The following is a 25,201-nucleotide window of genomic DNA, read 5'->3' as shown; positions in this document are numbered from 1 at the left end:
GCAGTGAAACGATGCATCGCCGATGGTAGTGTGGGGTTTCCCCATGTGAGAGTAGGTCATCGTCAAGATTAAATTCCGAAACCCCAATTGCGAAAGCAGTTGGGGTTTTGTTTTGGGCGCTCGAAAATTCCAGCGCTTCTGGCAACATTAAATAAGCTGCCGTTGAGGGAATTCGATACAAAGTGTTTCTGCATTTTTGCTATGGTGCAGCACATTTTCACAAGGATTGATCCTTATCCGCAGGATGCGGCGTCGACCTTTTCCAACGAGATGCTGTAGAAATGCCTGAACCGATACCAATCAAAGATCACGAAAAAGAAAACCGCCTGGTCAACAAACGCTTGCTCGCCTGCGCGTTGCTGGTAATTGGGATCACATGTGCGCTGGTAGGACGCATGTATTTCCTGCAGGTGGTGCAGTACGACTACCACTCCACAATTTCCGAAAACAACCGGGTCCACGTACTGCCCATTACACCGACTCGCGGCTTGATCTATGACCGTAATGGCGTAGTCCTGGCTGACAACCGCCCTAGTTATAACCTGACCATCACCCGTGAGCGCACCGCCGACCTCAAGGCTGAGCTGGACGAGATCGTCAATCTATTGCACCTGCCTGCCGAAGACCGTGCAGTGTTTGATAAGGCGCTCAAGCAGGCCCGTCACCCGTTTGTTCCCGTCACGTTGTTCTACGAGTTGACCGAAGAGCAGATCGCCGTTTTGGCCGTCAACGAGTTCCGCCTACCTGGGGTGGACGTCGAGCCACAATTCGTTCGCCATTACCCTCTGGGCGCGCACTTTGCCCACTCCATCGGTTACGTCGGTCGCATCAACGAAAAAGAATCCAAGACCCTTGATTCGGTGGAGTACCGTGGTACCCAATCCATCGGCAAGACCGGAATCGAGCGCTTTTACGAGTCTGAACTGCATGGTCACGTCGGTTATGAAGAGGTGGAGACCAACGCACAGGGCCGTGTGCTGCGTGTGCTCAAGCACACCGATCCGATCCCTGGCAAAAACATCGTCCTGAGCCTCGACGTCAAGCTACAGGAAGCTGCCGAAGAGGCCTTGGGCGACCGCCGTGGTTCGGTAGTTGCGCTCGACCCGCAAACCGGTGAAGTACTGGCTATGGTCAGCAAACCGAGTTTCGATCCGAACCTGTTCGTCACCGGCATCAGCTTTAAAGAGTACGCCGCGCTGCACGACTCCATTGACCGACCGCTGTTCAACCGCGTGCTACGCGGGCTCTATGCGCCAGGTTCAACCATCAAGCCGGAAGTGGCCATTGCCGGTCTCGACAGTGGTGTCGTTACCCCACAAACCCGAGTGTTCGACCCGGGTTACTATCAGTTGCCAGACTTTGACCACAAATACCGCAACTGGAACCACAGCGGTGACGGCTGGGTGGACATGGACGCGGCCATCATGCGTTCCAACGACACTTACTTCTATGACCTGGCCCATAAACTCGGAATTGATCGCCTGCACGACTATCTGGCTGAGTTCGGCCTGGGCCAGAAAGTGTCCCTGGATATGTTCGAAGAATCTGCCGGCCTGATGCCATCCCAAGCCTGGAAGCGTGCCACCCGTCGCCAGCCGTGGTTCCCAGGCGAAACCGTGATCCTCGGCATTGGCCAGGGCTATATGCAGGTGACGCCACTGCAATTGGCCCAGGCCACTGCATTGATCGCCAACAAAGGTGTATGGAACCGACCGCACCTGGCCAAGACCATCAATGGTGTGGCTCCGGTAGATGAACATCCGATGCCCAACGTGGTGCTCAAGGACCCGCGTGACTGGGAGCAGGTCAACCACGGCATGCAGTTGGTGATGCACGATCCCCGCGGTATCGCCCGGGCGGCAGCGCAAGGCGCCCAATACCGTATCGCCGGCAAGAGTGGTACCGCCCAGGTGGTGGCAATCAAGCAGGGTGAGCGCTACAACCGCAACAAGACGTTGGAGCGGCATCGCGATAACGCCTTGTTCGTCGGCTTCGCGCCGGCCGAACATCCGAAAATCGTAATTTCAGTCATGATCGAAAACGGTGAGGCCGGCGGCCGTGTAGCCGGGCCCGTGGTGCGCCAGATCATGGATGCCTGGCTGCTCGACCAGGAAGGCCACCTCAAGCCGCAATATGCAGCGCCGGCCAAGGCTCCCGGCGATCCACGGGTTTGACTCAGACCTTCCATTCGTCCCAGCGCGCTACGCCGTCATAGGCCAGCCAGGGCACTTCATGGGCCGTCCAGATATGCGAGGTGGGCCTGACGCCCGGATCATCATCCAGCGTCGCCACCCGCACAATCACGTGGGGTTGATGCCCACGTTCAGCGATCAGATGCGCGCCGCAACGCGAACAGAAATGCCTGAATTTACCCGGCGAAGACTCAAAGGACGACAGTAGTTCCTCACCCTGTGTCCAGCGAAAATGCTCACGCATCACCCCAGCCGTGGCGACAAACGCGGCCGCGTGTGCCTTGCGGCAGCTTTCGCAGTGGCAGTGGCTGATGGGCATGTCCAGGCTGTCCACTTGGTAGCGCACACCTTTGCACAAGCAACTTCCATTCAGTGGGTCAGTCATAACCTATGGCCAGGCAAGGAGGGGTCATCATCATCGCGCACAACGCAAGGTTGCGCATTGGTTGATGTCGCCTACTGTTCAATGAAGGAGGTGACTTATGCACGTATTAGATCGCATCGAACGCAAAGTCCTGCTCAACGCATCACGTAAACAGGTGTGGGAGGCACTCACACAGGCTGAGCAATTTGGTCAGTGGTTCGGTATCGCGCTTAACGGTAAAACCTTTGTGGCCGGAGAAACCATCGAAGCGCCAATTACCTACAAAGGCTACGAACATGTCGTGTGGAAGGCCAGGATCGAACGCATCCTGCCACAAACGCTGTTTTCTTTCTGGTGGCATCCTTTCGCAGTGGAAGAGGGCGTCGACTACGACAAGGAAACACCGACGCTGGTGGAGTTCACGATTGAAGATCGCGCTCCAGGCATCCTCTTGCGGGTAGTCGAGTCCGGTTTTGACCAGGTCCCCGAAGCGCGGCGTCAGAAAGCTTTCAAGATGAACTCCCGTGGCTGGGACGAACAAATGGGCAATATCGAAAACTACCTGAGCCGAGCCTGACCCGAACGGGCATCATGGTGGATGCCCGGCTTCACGCCAGCGTGCATCGATTGCTTTAGAAACTCATCTGCCACTGGCCGACCACCGCATGATTGCGGCTATTGCTGCCCAGCTCGCCGTTGTAACCGACACTCAGGTTCTGCTGCGCAGACAAACCCACCGCCAACCCCACTTCAACCATCAAGCTGTCGCGGTCCAGTGCGCTGCCTTCAATATTGAAAGCGTCGCCGCCAATCAAAAAAGCCTGCCGAGTCTTGCTGTCGACATTGCCATAGAGGTGCCGCCAGCCGAAGCTGGCCTGGGGGGTCAGGCTGATGCCATTGTCCAGTTGGCTCAGATGTGCCAGGCGTACCCCGAAGGTACTGCTGACATTGTCCTGGGTTTGTGCATCCACCTTGAGTGAAGCATCACCGCCTTTCTCGCGGTAGTTGTCGCGGTGATAGCGCTGATAGCCGAGGTTGGCGAAGGGCTCGATATTCAATCGGCCGTTACCCAGCATGTAACCCAGTTCGGCAAAGGCTTGCTGGCTATCGGCGTCGTAATCACCCTTGGGTCGCTCGCTGAAACCTGCGAACTCTACTGTGCGCTTGTTGTTACCCCTGTGTTGGCTGTACGCAGCCCCCAGGCGCAACGCCAATGGGCCATCCTGGCGTACGGCATATGCCCCCGCGTGCCAGCTGCGTAATGAATTATCAACGTTGTGGCTGTCCATATCGGTCTTCGAATAGCCGCCCAGTACACCCAGGCGCCAGAGCGGCGACAAGGACCAGTCAATACCCAGCAGGCTGCCTTGTGTGCGTTGCTGTGAAGACTCATTGCCGTGCTGGCCATCGAGCTTGCCGTAGCTGCCGATACCTTGCAGCCACACGCGGCCTCGTGCGTTTGGATCATTCAAGTTGCGCGCACTGCTGGGGATGCCAGTTACGGCCAGCTCAGGTGTTTGCGCCGACTCAAGCCCGACCAGCAAGCTTGAACTGCTGCTCATCTGGCGCATGGCCGACAGCATGGACGTGCCCACTTGGCTGCTGGCCGCCAGTGTGGCACTGGCGAGGTTGGCGTTGCTGCTGCCTGCCAGGGCCTCGAGCGCGGCGCTGGCCGTGGTCTCCGAGGTGGCCAGCAGCGCGTCGTAGAGCGGGTTGGGGTTTCGCACCATGGAGGGCGGGGGGAAACTGCCATCCCAGTTGCTCCAGTGGCTCCACGTGATGGACTCGATGCTGTTGACTGCGCGGGCGGCGTTACGGGTACGGGCGTAATCGATGAACTCGACATCGTTGCGCGTGTAGCTCAGGTTCACCCGGTTATTGTCGTAGCTGAGTGTTGGCGACAGGAACGCGTAGTAGCTGCGCAGGTTGGATTCATCGAAGGTACCCGTAATGCTGCCTGCTTGCAGGACGGTATACGTGCTATGCCAGGGATACTCCATCGAGTAACCCGGCTGCGGCCACAAATAGGCACCGTTGAGGCTGGCATTGCCGACCACATGGGTTGTCGCTGCACTGCCGTCGGGATAAGTAGCGAACTCGAATGTAGAGCCTGGGTTCATGATCAGGTTGCCGTTGACCTGAGGCGCGCCGACAACGGTATCCGTGATCAACCTTCCGCTGACGGTAAGATTGTTGACTGAGCCTCGGCCCCGGTAAGTCGCGCCTTGGTCGACGATCACGTCGCCAGCGATGCTGCCCTGGTTGTTCAAGTGACCATTGGCAAAGAGGCGCGCGCCTTCGCTGAAATCGCTGCGACCATTGAGTACCCAGTAGCCGCGACGCACTTGTAGCACGTCAAAATTGCGCGTCGCCTCGACCGTCCCGTCGGGTTCACGCGTATCTGAAGGATAATATTGGTAGCCCTCCAGAACCATGGTGTTATGCCCCGAACCGCCGTCGACTATGCCCTCAAAGCGCGCGCCAGGGTACAGTGTCAAGGTGTCGTTGCCGCCCCCCATGTCCAGGGCTACACCATTACCCCCGCTGATCAGGGCACCGTTGAATACCCGGTCGTCGAAATTACCGATAAAGCGCGCGCCATAGCCATCAAGCCCACGCAGGTCGACGAAATTTCTCAGCTCCGTTGCGCCGGTCGCCGGCCCATCATGGCCATCACTTACTAAGAGGCCATTGTTGGCGCCTGTGATTGAACCGGTACGTGGAACGCCTGTAGAGGGGTCAAACGTGCCGCCATTGAACAGGTAGCCGCCGCCGATGGATGCGCCATCGCTGGTGTTGGCTCGGCCATTCTTATCCACTCCACTGGCGCCAAACGCCTGGATAATGCCCGGGTTGTCGATGTGCGCAATGCCCGCTATGCGTAGTCCATCGCCGTCGACGTTTTCCAGGCGACCGTCTCGTCCGCCGGTGATCGCGCCGTAGTTGTACACCGTGCCGTCGCCTGTTATCGAAACCCCAGCGCCGTTACGTCCGATAAGCGTGCCCCGGTTGCTCAGCACATTGAATTGTTCGCCCGAGAGCGCATGCCTGCCGCCCGAGATCACCCCGGTGTTTTCGATGCGCACATCGGTCGCAGCGCCCAGGCTAATAGCGTCTAATTTATCGGCACTGATCGAGCCGTCATTTTGAATGAAGACATTGCGTTGCCAATCAGGCAGGTTTTGGCGAACGCTGACGGCGGTCGTCTGGGTGGTGATGCTGCCGGTCTTGGTCACCCGCAAACTGGGGTCGTAAAAATAGCCACTGCCCACGGTGAGCGGCGTATTGGTCGGCGTATCGATTAATACTTGAGCATGGCCGGCAGGAGAAAGCGAGGCGCCGGAAACAATCAACGAAATAGTCAGGGCCAGACGGCGGGGGACGAACGACATGCGCGAAATCCTTTTCTTGAATCGCGCTATCTTCCTATATAGCCATTTGATATTGCCAGCGCATTCTTATCCTAAAAAGCGATGACATCCTTTTTATGATATTGCGCGCCAGGTGTGCGTTTACCCGCCGCCTTGGCCCGGATGCCGAGTAGAATCACGCCCTGAACGCGATTCTTGAGGTGCGGTACGGTGGATTTACAGCAGGGTTTTGTCCTGACCCGGCATTGGCGCGATACCCCGGCAGGCACGGAGGTCAGCTTCTGGTTGGCCACCGACCAAGGGCCACGGTGCATTCGCCTACCCGTGCAAACCTCGGTGGTGTTCATCCCTGAGGCTTACCGCAAGCCGCTCGATTGGTTGCTCAAGGACGAGCGCGATCTTGAGTTGCGCCCGTTGCAGTTGTGCGACTTTCATCACCGCCCGGTCCTGGGCCTGTACGCCCGCCAGCACCGCCAGTTGATGGACATCGAAAAGCGCCTGCGCGCTGCCGGGGTCGATGTCTACGAAGGTGACGTGCGCCCGCCGGAGCGCTACATGATGGAGCGCTTTATCACCGCCCCTGTGTGGTTCGGCGGCACGCCGGATGCGAGCGGCACCTTGCTTGACGCGCAGATGAAGCCGGCCCCCGACTACCGTCCGCCCTTGAAGCTGGTGTCCCTGGATATCGAGACCACCGCCCAGGGCGATCTCTACTCCATCGCCCTCGAAGGCTGCGGCGAGCGCCAGGTGTACATGCTCGGCCCGCCGAACAAAACCGACGCCGTGGATTTCAAACTCGACTATTGCGACACCCGCGCTCAACTGCTCGAACGCCTCAACCAATGGCTGGCCACGTTTGACCCCGACGCGATCATCGGCTGGAACGTGGTGCAGTTCGACCTGCGCGTCCTCCACGAACACGCCCAGCGCCTGAACGTGCCGCTGTTGCTGGGACGTGGCGGTGAAGCCATGGCCTGGCGCGAACACGGTAGCCGCAATCACTACTTTGCGGCAGCGGCGGGAAGGCTGATCATCGACGGTATCGAAGCCCTGCGTTCGGCCACTTGGAGTTTTGAATCCTTCAGCCTGGAAAACGTCGCGCAAACCCTGCTTGGCGAAGGCAAGGACATCTCCACGCCGTACCAGCGCATGGATGAAATCAACCGCATGTTCGCCGAGGACAAGCCCGCCCTGGCGCGCTACAACCTCAAGGACTGTGAACTGGTCACACGGATTTTCGAGAAGACCGAGCTGCTCAAGTTCCTGCTCGAACGCGCCAGCGTCACCGGCTTGCCGGCCGACCGTAACGGCGGCTCCGTGGCCGCTTTCACCCACCTGTACATGCCGTTGATGCATCGCCAGGGTTTTGTGGCGCCGAACCTGGGCGACAAACCGCCCCAAGCCAGCCCCGGCGGGTTTGTCATGGACTCGCGCCCGGGCCTCTATGAATCGGTGCTGGTGCTGGACTACAAAAGTCTTTACCCGTCGATCATCCGCAGTTTCCTCATCGACCCGGTGGGCTTGATCGAAGGCCTCAAGCATCCCGACGACAGCGACTCGGTGGAAGGCTTTCGCGGGGCGCGCTTCTCCCGTACCCGGCATTGCCTGCCATCCATCGTCACCCGCGTGTCCGAAGGCCGCGAAGAGGCCAAGCGCGAGCGCAATGCGCCGCTCTCCCAGGCACTGAAGATCATCATGAACGCCTTTTACGGTGTGCTCGGCTCCAGCGGCTGTCGGTTCTTCGACACGCGGCTGGCGTCCTCGATCACCCTGCGGGGGCACCAGATCATGCGCCAGACCCGCGCGCTGGTAGAGGCCCAAGGGTACGAGGTGATTTACGGCGACACCGACTCCACCTTCGTCTGGCTGGGCAGCGCGCATTCTGCGCAGGACGCCAATCGCATCGGCCTGGCGCTGGTGCAGCACGTCAACGACTGGTGGCGCGCGCACCTGAGCAACGAATATGGCCTGCAAAGCGCTCTGGAGCTGCAATACGAAACCCACTTCAGTCGCTTCCTGATGCCGACCATTCGTGGCGCCGAGGAGGGCAGCAAAAAGCGCTATGCCGGCCTGGTCGTACGCGAAGATGGCAGTGAAGAAATGGTCTACAAGGGCCTGGAAACCGTGCGCAGCGACTGGTCGCCCCTGGCCCGGCAATTCCAGCAGGAACTCTACCAACGCATCTTCCATCGCCAACCCCATCAGGACTACATACGCGACTACGTGCGGCGTACCTTGAGCGGCGAATTCGATGAGTTGCTGATCTACCGCAAACGCCTGCGCCGGCCCTTGCACGACTACGAACGCAACGTCCCGCCCCATGTACGCGCCGCGCGCCTGGCCGACGAGTACAACGACCGTCTGGGTCGCCCGCGCCAGTACCAGCGCGGTGGCTGGATCAGCTACGTGATCAGCGTCAACGGCCCGCAACCGCTGGAAGTGCGTCAGGCGCCCATCGACTACGACCACTACGTCACGCGCCAATTGCAGCCCGTGGCCGACGCAATCCTGCCGTTCGTGAATGATGATTTCAGCACCTTGGTGGGCGGGCAGATGGGGCTATTCTAGCTAATCGACACTCTCCATATTGCCCATAGCTCAGGAGGAAACGCCCATGTACACCCTCTATGGCACCGACGAATCCGGCTCCTGCATGATCGAAATTGCCCTGCAACGCTGCGCAGTGCCGTGGCATCGCGTGGAGGCCAGTTCCTGGCAGGACGGCGAGGGCAGTGACGCCCTTGCACGTATCAATCCACTCAAGCAGATCCCCACTCTGGTTACTCCAAATGGCCAGGTACTGACCGAAAGCGCCGCGATCCTGATCCACCTGGGCCTGGAGTATCCCAAGGCCGAGTTGCTGGCCGGCGATCGTACGCAGATCCTGCGCGGCTTGCTGTATATCGCCGCCAACTGCTATTCGGCGATCGGCATCATCGACTACCCGCAACGCTGGTTGGGCAATGCTGATGAGGCGCAGCAAGCGCAACTGGTCAGCGGCACACGGCGCTACCTGCACCAGGCTTGGGTCGTGTTTGCCGATCAGTTTGCCGGTCAGCTGTTTACCCCGAGCAACACGCCGAATGCACTGGGCATCATGGCGGCGGCGGTGTCGCGTTGGGATGACGCGCGCGAGGTGCTCGGCAATCTGGCGCCGGGCTTTGCGCAGAGCCTGGAGCAGGTAGACGCCGACCCTGTCGTGGCCCCCGTTTTTGCCCGGCATTGGCCGCAGTGGAAAGTCTCGTAACCGGAAGAAACAATGACCAGGCCACAGTCCAAGCCCTTGCGTAGCGGGCTTCCTGACCTACGCTTCTCAAAGAGGTGTAGGAATCATCCTTGAATTTGGCTGTCGCAGACATGAAACTCAAGAACCCTGCATGGAATTCAAAGGAGGTGCGCATGCTCATCCGGTCGCTGACCCTGGCTACCTTGATGGCTTTTACGGGGCCGTTGTTGGCCGCTGATGATAATCCGCTCAAGCAGGAGTTGGGCAAGACGCGCCCCCTGGTGGTCGTAGAGCTTGATGCTGGAAACCCGACACTGGCAACGCTGAAGAAACAACTGGAAGAGGCTGCCACCAAGCAGTCCTTCGAAGAGCGCAGCATGGTGTTCTACACCGTCAAGTTCGGCAGTATCGGCGCCGAAGGGGAGAAGTTCGCCAAGGACCCAAAGGACAGTAAAAAGCTCACGCCGCCAGAAACCAACGCGCTGATCCGCGCCCTCAAACTCGGCGTCGGCAGCGGTACCAAGGTGATCCTGATCGGCAAGGACGGCGAGAAGAAACTCGAAAAAACCGTACCCCCGGACAGCCTCGACCTGAAGGAATTTTTCAGCGCCATCGATCAGATGCCTCAGGCGGAAAAGGAGCTTGCCGCACCTGCGGAGCCGGAGCCTGTTCCAGCCGCGCCAGCGGCTCCGGCCAAGGGCACCAAACCCGCCAAGCCCGGCAGCAAAGCCCCCAAACCATTGGAGGATTGAACCGGTCTCATCCCACCGTTTGGGTGAGAACCGGCCTCAGGCCTTCCATGGCTTGAGCCAAAGCCCAAGCCCCAGCAACACCAGCGCGCCGGCCAGGCTGCTCAACCCCAACTGCCACCCATCGTTGTGCAAGGGGTGCAGGGCCAGCGCCGCCACACCCAACAGCACCCCGCTCAAGCCCCACTGCAACGGCCAGCCCAGTTGGCCGAGCAGTTGCTGGCGGTGCATCAGCAACAGGTTGGTCACCACCACGCCACCCAACGCCGCCAAGGCGATCCCCGGCAGGCCGAAACAATAGGGCAGCACCACCAACAAGGCGGCGTTGACCAGGCTGCCCAGCAGTTCGCAGTTGAGCGGCAGGCGCGTGTCGCCGCTGGCATAGGCATAGCGGGCGAGCATGGCGTTCCAGGCGCCAAATACCAGGGGCGTGGCGAACCAGGCCAGCAGCGCCGGCAGTGGACCGTCGGCGCTCTGGGCGGGCATCAGCAGATGAATCAGTGTGGGGCTGGCGCCAATCAGGCCGAAGGCCGCAGGCAGGCTCAGCAGGGTCGCTGCATCCAGGCCGCGGCGCAGCAGGGCCAGGCGCTGTTGGCCTTGCTCGCCGCTCATCATGCCCAGCAGCACTTGGTTAAGGCTCATCAAGGCAATCAGTGGCAGGTTGATCAGCTTGCGCGCGAGGTTGACCCACGTCACAGCGCCGTCTCCCAGGAAACTGGCGATCAAGCGCTCCAGTAGTGCCAGGCCCTGGCTGGCCACGTTGCTGGCCAACAACGGGCCGATGCGCCCCAGCAATTCGCGGCCTGCCAGCGGGTCGCCGCTGACCTGCCACGGCCGCCAGCCGAAGGACCAGACCGGCGCCAGTAACGGCAGGCACATCAACACACTACCCGCAAAAAAGCACATTGCCAGTTCGGCGCTGTCGCTGGAGCTGCCACGGATAAACAGGTACAGCACCGGTGGCAGATTGAACAGTAAAGAGCCCAGGCCCGGCAGGACAAAACGTTGGCGTGCCTGCAAGGGAATGCTGAACAACCCATGCATCACCAGGCCTGGCGCACAGGCCGCCAGCCAGCGCAGGTTGGCGGCGGCTTGGGCATGGGCCGCGGCGTCCAGGCCGGGGCCGATCAGGCGCACCCACAGCGGCGCGCCCAGCGCCAGTAGGGCAAACAGGGCCAGGCCCACGCCCAGCAAGCGAGGGGACAGGCTGGCCAGCCAGGCTTGCTGGCGCTGTGGGTCGCGTTGCTGATAGAGGGGCAGGGCAGCCGCTGCGAGCAAGCCGGCGGCCAGGGTCATGCGCAATGCTTCGGGCAAAAACACCGCCACCAGAAACCCGTCGCTGCGACTGCCCGCGCCCCAGGCTGCCACCAGCAGCCATTCGCGGGCAAAACCGGCCACCAGCCCGGCGAGCGTCGCCAGGGTCAGCCAGAGCGTGCTGCCGAACATCAGTGGAACAGGGTGAACAGGCCTTTGCCACCCACCTTGTAGTTCAGATCATGGCAGCGTTCGCCCATGATTTTGGCGCCGCTGCCGCCAATGATTTTGTAGGGCGCCACGGCTTTGGCCACCACGGTATTGGCGCTTATCACCGAACCATAGCCCAGGTGCGTGCCGAAGCCGATCAACGCACGGCTGCCGATCCAGACGTAGTCGTCGATGTAAGTCGGCCCGGAAATCGACCAGAACTCCGGCGCTTGCAGATCATGGCTGCCGGCGATGAGCAAAACGTGGGAGGCAATCGCCACATGGTTGCCGATCACCAGCCCGGCGCGAGCGTCTACCTGGCAATGCCAACCGATTACCGAATCGTCGCCGACCACCAGATTGTGCATGCCCAGCACTTCGGTGTTACGCCACAAGCTGGAGCCCTTGCCGATCTTCGCGCCACCCAGGCGCAGCCAGGCGATGCGCACATGGTGGCTGGGGATCTTGTTGATCAAGATGTTGTAGGCCATGTCCCAGAGACTGCGCCACCGGTCTTTGACGGTTGCCCAGTTTTTGCCGTAACGCGGCAGTAGCTGGGCCGGCAGATCCTGTTTCATCCGTCGGAACAGGCGGCGCGCCACCGGTTGCTCAATCGCGGTTTCCAGGTCGATGGAGCTGATCCAGAAGCGCTTGTTGTCGCCTTCGCCTTCTTCAAATACCACGTCGTTGGCCAGGCACCAGTCCAGCGCCTCTTCCAGGTCCGGCAGGCTCACGCCCATTTCAGCGGCCAGCGTGGGGAGGCGGTCGCGCAAGTCGGTGGAGTGAATCATCCGGTGCTTCATGGTTGGTTATCCTTTGGCGCAATAGCAGCAACAGGGGCGGTAATGGAGGGGCGCAGGCGCACCTGTTGCAGGCTCATGCCCATCAACAGCCAGAACAGCGCGATCAGTACAAAGGTGAAGCTGAAATAGTGGTCGAAAATCCCCGTCAGCAGCGCCGCCAGCACGCCGCAGATGCACCCCAGCCACAGCGCATTGTCGGCGGTGACTTTGCGCACCTGGCCCAGGGGCCGCACTTCGCGCCACCACAACAGGGTGACGGTGATAAATAGCAGCATCCCGGGTAGGCCCACCTTGTAGATGAAGTTCAGCCACAGGTTGGAGATCCCCAACAGATTGGAACCGGGCACGGGCGGGTCGATCTTGAAGCCGATCCCCAGGGGGAAGGTCGCCATGGCGGTGGGGAACCTGGCGTACTCGTCAAAGCGGATTTCGGTACTGGCGTTGGTGGTCGAGAAGATGGTCATCAAGCGGTCCTGCAACGGCGGATAGAACATCACCAGCGCAACGGCGAACGCCGCCCCGATACCGATGATGCGCCCGCTGTTCGGCACGCGTTTGTAGGCCAGCCAGATCAACACCAGCGCCAGGGCCACGATGGCGCCACGGGAAATACTCAGCAGCAGGCCGGCACACCCCAGCACCGCCACCGCCAGGCCCAGGGCCCGGCGCCAGCCGCTGCGGGTCCAGCCATAAAACAGTGCCAGCGGAATAAACAGCACCAGCACGCCCCCGGTCAGGTTGGGGTGCACCCAGGGCGAGGCCATGCGCGTGTAGTTGGCGGAGAAAATGTCCTTCACCGCTTCCGGGTGGGCGTATTTGAGGTCGGTGAGAATATCGATCATCGACATCGCATTGCGCGTCTTCAGGAACATGAAGATCGACAGCAACAGCATCGCCAGGTTACCCAGCAACAAGGCGACCACCACCTTGTCGCGGTCGGCGTCGGTGCGCAGCAGCAGCGGCACGATAAACAACATCGACAGGTTCATCAGCCAGCGCACCCAGTTCACCGGCCCGTTGCCTTCGGCATGGATGATCAGCATGCCCCAGATAAACGGAATGGTGCTGAACAGCATCAGCCACATCAGCGCCCGCTCGGTCGGCCGCCACAGCATGAAACCACGGGTCTTGCCGATGAACGCTTGCCAGAACACCCCGACCCAGGTCAGCCCCAGTACCGCCTCGCTGACGGTGGTGCGGATGCCCAGTTGCAAGGTGGTGTAGGGAATACTGGTGGCCAGTACCGCGAAAATCAGCAAGCCCCACAGGGGAAAGCGGATCAGGGTCAAGGCCACGGCCACACCGGCCACCACCAACATGACCTTGATCGGCGACAGGGCCAACAGCAACCCGCCGAACACCAGGCCCAGCAGCAGACTGACGAATTTTCCTGGCAGCATTAGCGATCCAATTCCTTGAGCAAAGTGTCCAGGCGCGCGCGATAAGCCGGTTCGGCAAATTGCCGGGCCCAGGCGCGGTGTGTTTCGCCGTCTTGCGTGGCCTCGGCGCCGGCCAGTTGTTGCATGACCTTGTGCAGTTGCTCGGCGTCATGGGGGGCGAAGCGCGGGGCGTTGGGCGGCGCGATTTCATCCAGGGCGCTGCCGCGTGCCACTGCTACCGGCGTGCCGACACTCAAGGCTTCCACCACCGGCAAGCCAAAGCCTTCGGCATAGGACGGCTGCCACAGGCACGCGGCATGACGGTAGAGCGCTTGGAGTTGGCCGTCCGATAAACCGCTGCACCAATGCAGGCCCGGCAGGTCACCCAGTGCCGCCGGTACATCGCTGGCGTGGCCCACCAGAACCAAATCCGGCACATCAGGGTTCAGCGCACGGCAGGCCTGCCATTGGCGCAAGAAGAACGCCATGTTCTTGCGCGGCTCCCGCGTGCCCACCACCAGCCAGTAACGCGCCGGCAGGTTGGCGGGCAGCGGCTCTGGCGCTGCATTCAATTCGGGCACAAGGTTGTTCAGCACGCGGAACTTGGCCCGGGCCCAGGGGAACAGGCGCGCGGCTTCATTGCAGGAAAACTGCGAAGGGCACCACACCCGATCAGCCTGCCATACCGACCAGGCAATCGAAGCCCCGTCGATCAGGCGGTAGGCCAGGGCCTTGAGTTTGGAGCGATGGAAGTTGCGGTGGGTGAGCTGAAACAGGTCATGCAGCACCAGCACATAGCGGGTGCCGGCGGGTTTGCGACACAGCGGCAAGCCCATATTGGCCGTGGCGATGTACAGGTCGATCTGCTGCTCGTGCAGCGCCTTGGGCAAGAAGCCGCGCTCGAACCGCAGGCGCACCTGTGGGCGTTGCAGGCCGTCCAGCGGGCTGGCCCAGGCCGGGCAAACGGCAGTCTGGCGCTGCGGATGCTCCAGGGGCGCCTCAGTGAACAGCACCACCTCGGTGTTGCCCCGCGCGCGCAGGGCGTCTTCCAGGGCCACGACCTGGCGGGCGATGCCCGAAGACGGCGCAACCGTGGCGGGGCGATAGTCCAGGGCTACGCGCATGGCTGAGACTCCTTGGCGGTGAGCAAGCTGTGGTAGAGGTGCTCCAGTTCATTACCCGCCACTGCCCAGTCGTGGTATTGCCGCGCATAGTCGCGTGCGGCATCGGCCAGACGCCCGGCCAGCGCCGGTTCATCCAGCAGGTGCACAACGGCGTCGGCCAGGGCCTCGGCGTTTTCGCCGGCCAGGTAATGCACCTGCGGCTGTACCGCCAACCCGGAAACACCCTGGGCCGTGCTCACCAGCGGCAAGCCGGCGGCCATCGCTTCCAATACCTTGAGCTTGGAGCCGCCGCCATGGCGCAACGGGGCGACAAAACCGGCGCAGCGGCGTTGCAAGGCGCACAGGTCGGGAACAAACCCCAGCCACTCGATACGTTCATCGGGCCAACGCTCGCGCCAGTGTTCAGGTAAGCCATAGCCGACCACCGCCAGGCGGGCGTTCGGGCACTGCAACCAGACCCTGGGGAAGATCTCTTCAAGCAGCCACTGCACAGCGTCCAGGTTCGGTGCGTACTCGTAGTTGCCGACAAACAACAGGCGCTGGCTCTGCGCATCGGCGTTGACCTCGGCGAAGGCGCGGCTGTCGACCCCATTGACCACCACGCTCACCGGCGTCGTCGACAGCGGCCGCATGGCCTGGGCGTCCGCCTCGGTCACGGCGACCACATGAGCGGCGGCATCGAACGCCTTGCGTTCCCATTGCCGGCAGCGCCACTGGTCGTACTGCACAAACGGTGCGGCCCACTTGGGGAAGCGGTCATAAGTGGCGCCGCCAAGGCTCGATTCCAGGTTGTGCTCGGTCAGCACAAACTCGCGCCGTTGCTGCTGCAATGTGCGTAGAAACGGCTGCAGGCTGTAGCTGTGTTCTACCTGAATCACGTCCCAGCGCTCATTCAACAGTTGCGCAAACTGGGCCTGCAACGGCGCCGACAGGCCGTTGACCGTGGTCAACAGCGGCCAGGGCGCGAACAAGCCTGCGAGCAGGGTCAGCGGGTGTTTCAGTGGCCGACGTGGCACCACGATCAGGCGTTCAAGCAACGGCTCCAAGGCCGCATGCGCCGCGTCATCGGCCGGCGTTTTCGATTGCGCCAGCAGCGTGATGCGATGCCCGCGCTCACTCAAGGTGCGCAGCAAATGGTACTGCCGCGTCTTGCCGCCGCTGGTGGTCGGCCACGGCAGGTAGGGCACAATCCAGAGGATTCTCATGTACAGCTCTCCATGCCCGGGGCTACCACACCAGTATCTGCAAACTCGGCTTCACCGTTGGGCGAATACCGTTGTCGTCGCTCAGGGTTTGCCGGGCGCCGGTCAGCGGGTCCAGCAGTTCTGCGTGTTTGATGCCGGGCAGGCTGATGCTGCTGCCTTTGGCACTCCAATACATCAGCAGGTTTTTACCGTCAGGGCGGGTCCAGGCCACGCTGTAGAAGCTGTCCGGTACATCCTGCAACTGCGGCGTGTTGCCGGGTTTAAGCGTGGGGCCGGTGATCTCCAGGAAGCGGGCGAGGGCGGTGTACACCGGCTTGGGTTCGCCATCAAGGTTCAACAGGCCGTAATGCTGATCGCGTGGCGAGGCGCGTTGGTCGAGGTCGGACAACGCGAACAGGAAGATCTTCTGGTAGTCCTGGGACGCCATCAACGCCAGGCGGCGCAAGGTGTAGTCGGCCTGCCCGTCGATACCGATCAGGTCCTGCATCTCCTTGGGGCCGGCATAGCTGGACCAGCCCCATTCAGTGGCCCAGACCTGCTTGATCCCGGCACCGTGCAGCATTGAATTGAGTTGATCGCCGCGCAGTAGCACTTCGTTCTTGCCCGGCTCATCGGTTTCCGGAGTCATCGAATAAGGGTGATAAGCCGCGACCATGCCCAGGCTTTGCACCCCCAGCGCGCCGAGCGCTTCAAACATCAGGGTTTTGCCACGCGGCGGCATCTGGCTGTAATACGCCATGCCACCCATGACCTGCAGTTTGCCGGGCGCGGCAAGGTTCAGGGCCTGGTGACTGGCCAATAACAATTGCCCGTACTCCTTGGCGTCGACTTTGGGGCGCCAGTTGTTCGGCAGGTTCTGCTCGTTCCACACCTGCCAGGCATCAATAGTGGGGTAGCGTTTGGCCAGAAGTGCCAGGCGCAGCGCATACACTTCCGGATCCCGTGGTCGGTACTGATCCTGGAACTGCGCCCCCTTGGGGGCGGTGGTGATAAAGGGCGCCGAGCCCACCAGGTAAAACACCGAGCGCAGTTTTTCAGCGGTCAGGGTGCGGTCCAGTTCATCGAAGGTGCCGAGCTGATAATCGTCTTCCTTGGGTTCCAGGCGATCCCAGTGCAGATCGACCCGCACCCATTGCAATCCAAGCTTTTTATATTGCTTGATCTGCTTGTTGTACTGCTCGGGCGTGAACCACAGAAAGTGCGCGTTCACGCCGAGAAAATCCTTCCAGACCACGCTGCGCTCCGGGGCCAGGTTCACCGGTTGTGCATCGACTTTTTCACTCAACAGCAGGGCGCTACCGACGGCGATTGACAGCGCCAGCGGCAAGTAGCGCCACAGTGGGCGAACGGATGACAGATTCATCGCAACGGCTCCTCACAAGCATCCCGAAATAATTCAGCAAACCGCTGGGCCGTGTTGGCCCACTGGCGTTGGTGGCCGATTTCTCCCGCCCGGGCGGCCCATTGCTGCGCCTGTTGGGGCTCGAGGATCAAGCGGCTCAAGGCGTTGCTCAAGGACGCTGTATCGCCCTGCTGATAGGTGATGCCATTACCGCCGGCCACCTCTTCGGCAAAGGCGCGGGCGTTGGAGGTGATCACCCCGCGTCCGCAGGCATTGGCCCACGACAGCGCGCCACTGGTGCCACGCATCTGCCCCAGGAAGCTGAGTTTTTTCGATTCGCGATAGGGCAGCACCATCACATGGTGCGCCTGGATCGTAGAAGGGATCTGCGCCGAGGGCAGGTCCAGTTGCCAGTCCACCACATCTTCAAGATGCAGGGCGCTGATCTGCTCGCGTAGGCCGTCGAGGTAGTTGCCGGCGGGGTCAAAGGTCATTTCCGGCGCGGTGCCACCGGCCAGGGTCAGGCGTACCTGGCCTCGGCATTGCGGGTGGGCGGCCAGTGATTGGGCCAGGGCCAGCAGCAAGTCCTCAATGCCCTTGCCGCGGTAGATAAAGCCGAAATACAGCAGGCGCAACGGCGCCAGTGGCGGCAAGGCCTGGGGCGCGATGGGCAGGTTGCCATGGGCAATCACCGCCACCTGTTGCGGGCGCAGGCCCATGCGCTGGCGCAGGCGGTCGCCGCCCAGGCGGGTGAGGGTGATCAGGCGGCGCATGCTTTTGGCCAGGCGCCGCTCTTCGTGCAAGGTCAACGGGTCGGCCAGCAGCGCTGCCGCCTGGGGCAGCGGGTGGGGCAGGCGTTCAAGCAGGGTCAAGGGGAAAAACAGCTTGGCCCGGCGCCAGATCAGGCGCTCCGGGTCATGCACCGTGGCGGTCAACGGCAGGTGCGGTTGCGCCCGGCGCAGGTACTCCAGCGCCTGGAACTCACCGAAGCGTCCACCCCCCAGTTCAGCATGCACCAGGTCAACGCCGCGCCAGTCAAAGGCCTGCAGGCGCTTCAACTGCTCAGGCAGTTCCAGGCAGCCGGCGAGCGGGGTCACCACCTCCAGGCCTTGTTCGATCAACGCGTTGCGCAAGTGCGCGGCGTAATCGGCGATCCCGGTCTGCTCCGGTGGCAGCGGCGCCAGCAATGCGATACGCATCAGGCCGCCCCGCGCCAGCTATTGAGTCGCGCCAGCACCTTGGCCGGCACTTCGAAGCGGCGGCGGTTGAGGATCATGCCGTCGACTTTGCCGAACGCGGTCGTCAGCAACGACACGGCATTTTCAATAGTTGGTACGGTGCTGGTGCGGGCTTCGATCACCAACACAATCTGGTCGGCGCGGCGCAGCGTCAGGAACGCCTGCGGGTTGGAGGACAGCGCCGAGGCGTCCAGCAGCAACACTTCACCCGGCGTTGGCGCGTTCGCCCCATCGACCGAAACACGGTGACCACGCTCCTCCAGCAGGCGCTTGAGTTGCTCGGCGATAAAGGTAACACCCTCGCCATGGCGCGCCGAGGTCAGGCCCAGGGCAAAACCTTGGGTGGCGATGCGATCCAGGGGCAGCAGGCTGTACAAGCGATAAAGGCTGGCGGTGACGGCTGCCGGCGTTGCGTCCTGTACATCGGGAATGCTGCTCCACAGCGGCACGTGGAACATCTCCTGCAAGCGCGTGCCATCGTGGATGCGCTGGTCCAGCAGGTACAGCACATAGATGGTCAGCAAGCCCACGGCAACGCCAGCGGGAATAGCGAACAACAGCATCAGCAGGCTCTTGGGAAACACGCGTGCCGGGTTGAGGGTGGCGTGTTCGATCAGGGCGATGTTGCTGATCTGGCTGTTGTCCAGTTCATGGTCGATTCGCGCCTGTTCAAGATTGTCCGAGTACAAGGCGTAGCTTTTTTCGGCGGTGCGCAGTTGTTGGCTCAGGGTGTTGAGTTGCGGTTCATCGGTCATCGCCTGGTCACGCTGGGTGCGCAGTTCGGCAAGGGTCTTGTCGTAGTTCTCGATTTCCCCGGCCAGTTTGCGCTCTTGCAATTGGGCGTCGATCATTTGCTGTTTGACGTTGATCACCAGGCTGTTGGGCGCGGTGTTCTGCGAGCGTTCCAGGCGGGTGGCTTCCTGGGCGCTGAGGGCTTCCATGTCGCGGATGTTCTGCTCGATCTGATTGACCTGCGGGGTACCCGGCAGGTAAGTGCGCAACAGCCGAGCCCGCTCCACTTGCAGCGCATTGAGCTGGCGCTTGAGGTCTAGCTGGGTGGGGTTGAGGCTGGTTTCGCGCATCGTGACCACGTCTGCCGGCTGGCTCTTGATCTGCTGGCTGGCGTTGGCCAGCAGGCTGCGAATCCCCGAGATCTGGTTCTGGGCGCTGACCTTGGCGTCGGTGACGCGGTCGATCTGGTTGGTCAGGTTCTTCAGGCGCGCATCGACACTGATCGAATCGATCTGCTTCAAGCGGCCTTGCAACTGGTCCTTCAGGCTCTGGATATTCTCCGCCACCTTGGCGCGTTCGGTTTCATAGAAGGTGTGCAGGCTCTTGCGCCCGAGAATCCGCGCGCGTTCTTCAAGGTAGGCGTTGACCCATGTCTCGACGATTTTTTGCGCCACCGCCGGGTCGTCCCAGGTGAAGGAAATCTCGATCACCGAAGAACCCGGCTCGTGGCCGGCGGTAAAGTTCTTCTCCAGTGAGGTCGCCAGGCGTTCCAGCGGGCTTTGTTTCTCGGCAAGGCCGACGAACTGCAGCACGCTACGAATGCCATTGATGACTTCGCCAACGCCCTTTTTGATGTAGAACTTGGTGACCTTCCAGAAGCCTTGCGGCGGCTCGGCGGTCATCGCCATATAGCGTTCGGCAACGATATGCACGATGGGCCGGCCCGTGAGCATTTTTTCTTCGTCGACAATCGGGTCGTGCTGGGTGCTCGGGGCAATCAGTGTCTGGCGGTTGGCGGCCTCGATCGGCAAGGTGGTGTTGTCCCGCCCTGGCTTGACCAGCAAGCGCGCGTCCGACTCGTAGCGAGCCGGCAGCAGGAAGGCACCGAGCACGGCGATGACGATCGTGGTGAGCACGGCCAGTTTGAATTCGCGGCGGTAGATGAAAAACAGCCGCAGCAGGTCGCGAAGAGAGCGGATTTCGATCACAGGATCACTCCATTGCATATGGGGTTTACGAAAGGCGGGAACACTTGGTTCGAGTGATACGAAGCCCGCTTCATAATCCTTGGCCTGCGTTGATGGTTGGGTTGTTGTAGATGGTGTTGCCGCTATTTTTCACGTCGCTCTTGTTCAGGTCGTAATTCAAGCCAATACCAATCCCTTTGTTGATCGGAAACAGCTTGGTGAAGTACATATCCACAGCCTCCACCGTCGCGCCGATGCCCGACTGCGGCACAAAGATCAAATCGCCGCGCTGCAACGCCACCCGCGGGTGATTGGGGTTGGTCAGCATGCTCTCCAGGCTGATGAAGTACGTCCTGTACTTGCCATCGGGACCGGTGCGCAGCAAGGCTACGTTGGAGGCATCCGCCGAGGGCAATACACCACCGGAACTGAGCAGCGCCTGCTCGACACTGACGTTGCCGGCCAGGTCGAAAAACGCTGGGTTGGGCACCGCACCGCCGATAAACACCTTGTTGCTCGGCGCGCTGGCGATGTTCACCGTCACCGCAGGTTCGCGGTAGATGCGCTTGTACTTCTCGGTGATCTCCTTGCCCAGGTCTTCGGGCGTGCGCAAGGCCGCTTTGACCCGGCCAATGTTGGGCACCGAGATCACGCCGTCAGGGCGCACCACGAATATCGTCATGTCATCGGCCGCCGCCGGCTCCTGGGCATCACGCACGATACGCAGCGAGTCGCCGCTCTGGATCAGCACCTGTGGGGGCGGCAGGTCGGCCAGGGTCAGCGCCGCTTGATGGCCGGCCTTGAGCGTATTGTTGTCAGGAAGCGGCACCCGCGCGGGGGTCGAACAACCAGCCAGCCAGATTGAGGCACTCAAGAGGCCGAGCAGGGTAAGACGGAAACGTCGGTTGATAGTCTTCATGACGGCTCAAGTCCAGTAGGTGGAAAACATGCCCAGGCGCCGTTTAAGCGCGTTGGGCAGGTGGCGTTCAAGGTGGCCGAGGCGATAGCCCAGCAATTTAAAGGCACTGCGCACCACCACTTCGGGGGCGCGGTACAGCGCGTTGGCCTCGCGCAATGCGTGCAGTTCGGCCAGCACATAACGTTTGCCTTCGCCGCCGGCGTCGCCAAACGCCTGGCGAATCCACGGCTCGCGGCCGTAGAACACACCGATATCGAAGTAGCGGCGAAACTCTTCCAGCAAGCGGTAATCATGGGAGTGATAAACCTGCGCACTCGCGGCATAGCGCACCTGGTAACCGGCCAGCAGCATGCGCGCGGCCACATAGGCGTCTTCACTGCCAATCACATCCTGGGGGAAACCGCCCACCGCGCTCAGGGCGCTGCGTCGGTACACCGAAAACGAGTCGGAGCTGAAGCAGGTTTTGATGCCCAGTTGCGCTGCGTCGTCCAGGCGCTTGGTGCGGCTGGCCGCCGGGTAATTGAAATGCCGCGACTGCGCGCCGAGCACGCCGGCACCGGGGTGCGGGAGTTGCCGGCCGTAGGCCACGCCGTTGAGCGGCTCCAGTTGCAGCTCGTTGATCAGGTTGGCGAAGGTCTCGGCGGTGGCGGGGATCGCGTCCTGGGTCATCACGATCAAAGCGTCGCCGCCCACCTGCTCGCTGGCCCAGCGCCGGGTACCGCCGTGGTTGAAATCACGGGCGTCAATCACCTCCACGCGCGCGCCGAATTCACGAAAGCGCGCCACGGTGTCATCGCTCGATGCGCTGTCGACCACCAGCATTTCATCCGGCTGCAACGTCTGCATGCGCAGCGCTGGCAACAGGCGGTCCAGGTGGCTGGCCGCGTTGCGGGCGGGGATGATCAATGACGTACGCATCAGGGCTTCACTTCAACCGGCGCGCGGCCGTAGATGTCGTCATAACGCACGATGTCGTCTTCACCCAGGTACTCACCGCTCTGCACCTCGATCATCACCAGGTCGATGATGCCGGGGTTGGTCAGGCGGTGCTTGTGCCCGGCGGGAATGTAGGTGGACTCGTTCATGTTGAGCAGGATTTCGCGCTCGCCATTGGTGATCATTGCCGCGCCGCTGACCACCACCCAATGTTCGCTGCGGTGATGGTGCATTTGCAGGGACAGCGAACCTTTGGGCTTGACCACGATGCGCTTGATTTTGAACCGCGTGCTTTCCTCCAGCACCGTGTAGGTGCCCCACGGCCGGGTGACGGTGCGATGCAGGCTGAACGCCGGGTGATTCTGGCGCTTGAGTTCGGCAACGATATACCGCACGTCCTGGCTGCGATGCGCGTCGGCGATCAGCAGGGCGTCGGGGGTGTCGACGATGATCAGGTCACGCACGCCCACCGCGCCGAGTACCCGCTTGGGCGAGTCGATGTAGCAGTTATGCACGTCGTGCAGGATCGCCTCGCCGTTGATCTGGTTGCCATTGTCGTCACTGGGCGTGAGTTGGCGCAGGGCTTCCCAGGAGCCGATATCGCTCCAGCCAATGTCGCAGGGCACGACCGCGACTTGGGCGGATTTTTCCATCAGCGCTACATCGATGGAGATATCCGGCGCGGTGCCGAAACCTTCCGGGCTCAGCTCGCGCTGGCGACTGCTGCTGTTTTGCAGACTCTGGCTGTGCTCCAGCGCAGCGTTGGCCGCCTCTAAAACTGCCGGTGCGTGGCTGGCCAATTCTTCCAGCAGGGTGGCGGCCTTGAAGCAGAACATGCCGGCATTCCACAGGTGCTTGCCGCCGTCCAGGTAGCCTTGGGCGGTGGCCAGGTCGGGCTTTTCGACAAAGCGCTGCACCCTGAAGCCCGCGCCTAGGGCCGGCCCTTGTTCGATATAGCCAAAGCCGGTTTCTGCTCGGTCAGGCTGGATGCCAAAGGTCACCAGGTAACCGGCCTCGGCCAATGCGCGGGCTTTTTCCACCGCCTGGGCAAAGGCGCTTTCATCCAGCACCAGGTGATCGGCCGGCATCACCAGCAACTGCGCATCTGCGCCAAAATGCTCCTGCACATGCAAGGCGGCCACGGCGATGGCGGCGGCGGTGTTGCGGCCAAACGGCTCCAGCAGCAGGTCGAGGCCCAGGCGCTGGGTGTTCACCGCGCGGTAGTCGTCCAGGGTGCGAAACAGCAGGTCGCGGTTGGTCACGGTCAGGATGCTGTCGACGCCCGGCAAGTGACTGGCCCGCAGGAAGGTCTTCTGCAACAGGCTCTGGTCGTCGCGCATGCGCATGAAGGGCTTGGGCATGTTCTGCCGCGAAACCGGCCACAGCCGCGTACCCGAACCACCGGAGATGATGCAGGGAATCAATCCGTTAAGTGGGTTCATCAATAGACTTCCTTGGTGGAAAGAACGGCCGGGACCGTCATGAAAACGATGTAGAGGTCCAGCCACACGGACCATTTGGCGATGTATTCCAGGTCGTATTCGACCCGTTTCTGAATCTTGAACAGCGTATCGGTCTCGCCGCGGTAACCATTGATCTGCGCCCAGCCGGTGATGCCAGGCTTGACCCGATGGCGCGAGCTGTATTCGCTGACCGCTTCCTCGAAAGGAATCCCGGCGGCCTTGGTGGCCGTGGCGTGGGGGCGCGGGCCGACCATCGACATATTGCCCAGCAGCACGTTGAACAGTTGGGGCAGCTCATCAATGCTGGTCTTGCGGATGATCCTGCCGACCCGAGTGATGCGCGGGTCCTGGCGCGTGGTCTGGTGCTCGGCGTTGAGGTCGGTCTGCTCGACGTACATCGAGCGGAACTTGAACACGCGAATCAGGTTGTCGTTGTAGCCATAGCGCTTCTGGCGAAACAGCACCGGGCCCTTGGAATCGAGTTTGATCGCGATGGCGGTCACCACCATCACCGGCGACAGCAGCAGCAGGCCGATGCTGGCCAGCAGCAGGTCTTCGCAACGCTTGATAAAGGGCGACCAGCCCCGCAGCGGCAACTGCGAGGTGTTGAACATCAGGATGCCGCCCACATCGGTGATTCGGTTATGGCCGTAGCGCAGGGCGGCCATGTCCGGCACCAGCATGACGTTCACCGACATCTGCCGCAGGCGCTTGACCAGCCCATTGATGCGCTGCTCGGCGGCCCAGGGCAGGGTGATCATCACCTGGTTGACCTGTTCGGATCGGATCAGCTTTTCCAGGTCGCGGGTATTGCCCAGCAACGGCAGGCGGCTCAACTCCTTGGGAATGCGCTCGGTACGGTCGTCGATAAAACCGATCAGGCCGGAGCGGATGTCACTGTTGCGCGACAGGTGTTCAGCCACATGCACGGCCGTGTTGGTAAAGCCCAGGATCACGGTGCGCTGGAGGAATTTGCCGTTGTCCATCAAATGGCGGTACAGGCGCAGCATCAGTATGCGCTCCACGCCAAACAGCAGCAGGCTCGCGGAAAACCAGAACATCAGGTTGCGTGGGCTCAACTGCGGGAACAGGAGCAGGATCTGGTACATGAACAACAGGATGCAAAACGCCGAGACCCAGGCCACCAGCATCACGCGAAAACGCAGGCGATTGCTGAACAGGTCATCGGAGTAAACCCCCAGGGCCTGGAACAAGATAATGGTCAGGATCGCAAAGAACGCCAGCAGGCCCAGGTAGTGAGTGCGCATGTGTTCTGCGACAGGGTCCGGGTAGAACAACAGGATGATCGCCGGCGAGATTGCGGTCAGCCCATGGATCAGTTTTACGAAAACGACAAAAAACTCAACGAAACCGGTGCGAGCCCCCTCTGGCAGGATAGTTGTCACCCTCCAGTTTTCCCCAGATAGGCGGTAAAGGACACCGATGTGGCCCGTTATTCCCATGAGCGAAAAGAAGCCGTGCTGAGCAAGTTGTTGCCGCCTTACAA

At 61.4% G+C, this 25,201-nt stretch carries 19 protein-coding genes; 5 read left to right on the top strand and 14 right to left on the bottom strand.

Annotation, left to right across the window (positions count from 1 at the left end; translation table 11 throughout):
• Positions 1 to 281 precede the first annotated feature (281 nt).
• The gene (gene mrdA / locus TX24_RS29615) at positions 282 to 2,174 is read left to right on the top strand and encodes a penicillin-binding protein 2 (protein WP_057712029.1); all 1,893 of its coding nucleotides are present in this window, start codon (positions 282 to 284) and stop codon (positions 2,172 to 2,174) included.
• 1 nt (position 2,175) lies between these two features.
• Here the strand turns inward: mrdA and TX24_RS29610 are convergent, their stop codons facing one another.
• Positions 2,176 to 2,577 carry a GFA family protein gene (locus TX24_RS29610; RefSeq protein ID WP_003190187.1) on the bottom strand — a complete coding sequence of 134 codons (402 nt, stop codon included), beginning with the start codon at positions 2,575 to 2,577 and terminating at the stop codon, positions 2,176 to 2,178.
• Positions 2,578 to 2,674: 97 nt separating this feature from the next.
• Here TX24_RS29610 and TX24_RS29605 point away from each other — a divergent pair, with 97 nt between their 5' ends.
• Complete coding sequence (locus TX24_RS29605) at positions 2,675 to 3,133, top strand: SRPBCC family protein (RefSeq protein ID WP_057712028.1); 459 nt, start codon at positions 2,675 to 2,677, stop codon at positions 3,131 to 3,133.
• 55 nt (positions 3,134 to 3,188) lie between these two features.
• Here TX24_RS29605 and TX24_RS29600 read toward each other — a convergent pair whose 3' ends face one another.
• A complete protein-coding gene (locus TX24_RS29600) occupies positions 3,189 to 5,948 on the bottom strand; it encodes an autotransporter outer membrane beta-barrel domain-containing protein (RefSeq protein ID WP_057712027.1) in 2,760 nt (919 codons plus the stop codon).
• A gap of 189 nt (positions 5,949 to 6,137) precedes the next feature.
• Here TX24_RS29600 and TX24_RS29595 point away from each other — a divergent pair, with 189 nt between their 5' ends.
• The 3 genes from TX24_RS29595 to TX24_RS29585 all read left to right on the top strand — a co-directional run bounded on the left by TX24_RS29595 (position 6,138) and on the right by TX24_RS29585 (position 9,905).
• On the top strand, positions 6,138 to 8,495 hold the full coding sequence (locus TX24_RS29595; protein ID WP_057712026.1) for a DNA polymerase II: 2,358 nt from the start codon (positions 6,138 to 6,140) through the stop codon (positions 8,493 to 8,495).
• Positions 8,496 to 8,541: 46 nt separating this feature from the next.
• On the top strand, positions 8,542 to 9,174 hold the full coding sequence (locus TX24_RS29590; RefSeq protein WP_003190195.1) for a glutathione S-transferase N-terminal domain-containing protein: 633 nt from the start codon (positions 8,542 to 8,544) through the stop codon (positions 9,172 to 9,174).
• 152 nt (positions 9,175 to 9,326) lie between these two features.
• The gene (locus tag TX24_RS29585; RefSeq protein WP_003190197.1) at positions 9,327 to 9,905 is read left to right on the top strand and encodes a DUF4174 domain-containing protein; all 579 of its coding nucleotides are present in this window, start codon (positions 9,327 to 9,329) and stop codon (positions 9,903 to 9,905) included.
• 36 nt (positions 9,906 to 9,941) lie between these two features.
• Here TX24_RS29585 and TX24_RS29580 read toward each other — a convergent pair whose 3' ends face one another.
• The 12 genes from TX24_RS29580 to TX24_RS29525 form a co-directional block, all read right to left on the bottom strand.
• A complete protein-coding gene (locus TX24_RS29580) occupies positions 9,942 to 11,348 on the bottom strand; it encodes a lipid II flippase MurJ (RefSeq protein ID WP_003190199.1) in 1,407 nt (468 codons plus the stop codon).
• Positions 11,348 to 12,169 carry an acyltransferase gene (locus tag TX24_RS29575; RefSeq protein ID WP_057712025.1) on the bottom strand — a complete coding sequence of 274 codons (822 nt, stop codon included), beginning with the start codon at positions 12,167 to 12,169 and terminating at the stop codon, positions 11,348 to 11,350. The genes TX24_RS29580 and TX24_RS29575 overlap by 1 nt, the downstream gene beginning before the upstream one ends.
• Positions 12,166 to 13,569, bottom strand: coding sequence for an O-antigen ligase family protein (locus tag TX24_RS29570; protein WP_003190202.1), 1,404 nt, complete (start codon positions 13,567 to 13,569; stop codon positions 12,166 to 12,168). Before TX24_RS29570 ends, TX24_RS29575 begins: the two co-directional genes overlap by 4 nt.
• The gene (locus tag TX24_RS29565; RefSeq protein ID WP_034135239.1) at positions 13,569 to 14,672 is read right to left on the bottom strand and encodes a glycosyltransferase family 4 protein; all 1,104 of its coding nucleotides are present in this window, start codon (positions 14,670 to 14,672) and stop codon (positions 13,569 to 13,571) included. Before TX24_RS29565 ends, TX24_RS29570 begins: the two co-directional genes overlap by 1 nt.
• On the bottom strand, positions 14,663 to 15,877 hold the full coding sequence (locus TX24_RS29560) for a glycosyltransferase family 4 protein (protein ID WP_057712024.1): 1,215 nt from the start codon (positions 15,875 to 15,877) through the stop codon (positions 14,663 to 14,665). Before TX24_RS29560 ends, TX24_RS29565 begins: the two co-directional genes overlap by 10 nt.
• A gap of 22 nt (positions 15,878 to 15,899) precedes the next feature.
• Entirely contained in the window at positions 15,900 to 17,240 is a 1,341-nt protein-coding gene (locus TX24_RS29555) for a glycoside hydrolase 5 family protein (RefSeq protein ID WP_057712023.1), read from the bottom strand.
• Positions 17,237 to 18,418, bottom strand: coding sequence for a glycosyltransferase (locus tag TX24_RS29550; RefSeq protein ID WP_057712022.1), 1,182 nt, complete (start codon positions 18,416 to 18,418; stop codon positions 17,237 to 17,239). The genes TX24_RS29555 and TX24_RS29550 overlap by 4 nt, the downstream gene beginning before the upstream one ends.
• Positions 18,418 to 20,397, bottom strand: a complete 1,980-nt coding sequence (locus TX24_RS29545; protein WP_003190210.1) for a GumC family protein — start codon at positions 20,395 to 20,397, stop codon at positions 18,418 to 18,420. Before TX24_RS29545 ends, TX24_RS29550 begins: the two co-directional genes overlap by 1 nt.
• A gap of 70 nt (positions 20,398 to 20,467) precedes the next feature.
• Positions 20,468 to 21,295 carry a polysaccharide biosynthesis/export family protein gene (locus tag TX24_RS29540; RefSeq protein WP_057712021.1) on the bottom strand — a complete coding sequence of 276 codons (828 nt, stop codon included), beginning with the start codon at positions 21,293 to 21,295 and terminating at the stop codon, positions 20,468 to 20,470.
• Positions 21,296 to 21,301: 6 nt separating this feature from the next.
• Entirely contained in the window at positions 21,302 to 22,213 is a 912-nt protein-coding gene (locus TX24_RS29535; RefSeq protein WP_057712020.1) for a glycosyltransferase family 2 protein, read from the bottom strand.
• Positions 22,213 to 23,673 carry a mannose-1-phosphate guanylyltransferase/mannose-6-phosphate isomerase gene (locus TX24_RS29530; RefSeq protein ID WP_057712019.1) on the bottom strand — a complete coding sequence of 487 codons (1,461 nt, stop codon included), beginning with the start codon at positions 23,671 to 23,673 and terminating at the stop codon, positions 22,213 to 22,215. The genes TX24_RS29535 and TX24_RS29530 overlap by 1 nt, the downstream gene beginning before the upstream one ends.
• On the bottom strand, positions 23,673 to 24,962 hold the full coding sequence (locus TX24_RS29525; RefSeq protein WP_244175957.1) for an undecaprenyl-phosphate glucose phosphotransferase: 1,290 nt from the start codon (positions 24,960 to 24,962) through the stop codon (positions 23,673 to 23,675). The genes TX24_RS29530 and TX24_RS29525 overlap by 1 nt, the downstream gene beginning before the upstream one ends.
• Positions 24,963 to 25,201 lie beyond the last annotated feature (239 nt).

This window comes from Pseudomonas lactis (genome assembly GCF_001439845.1).
Lineage (GTDB): Bacteria > Pseudomonadota > Gammaproteobacteria > Pseudomonadales > Pseudomonadaceae > Aquipseudomonas > Aquipseudomonas lactis.
The sequence above is the reverse complement of the archived record's forward strand: the minus strand, read 5'-3'. Positions and strand labels throughout refer to the sequence as shown.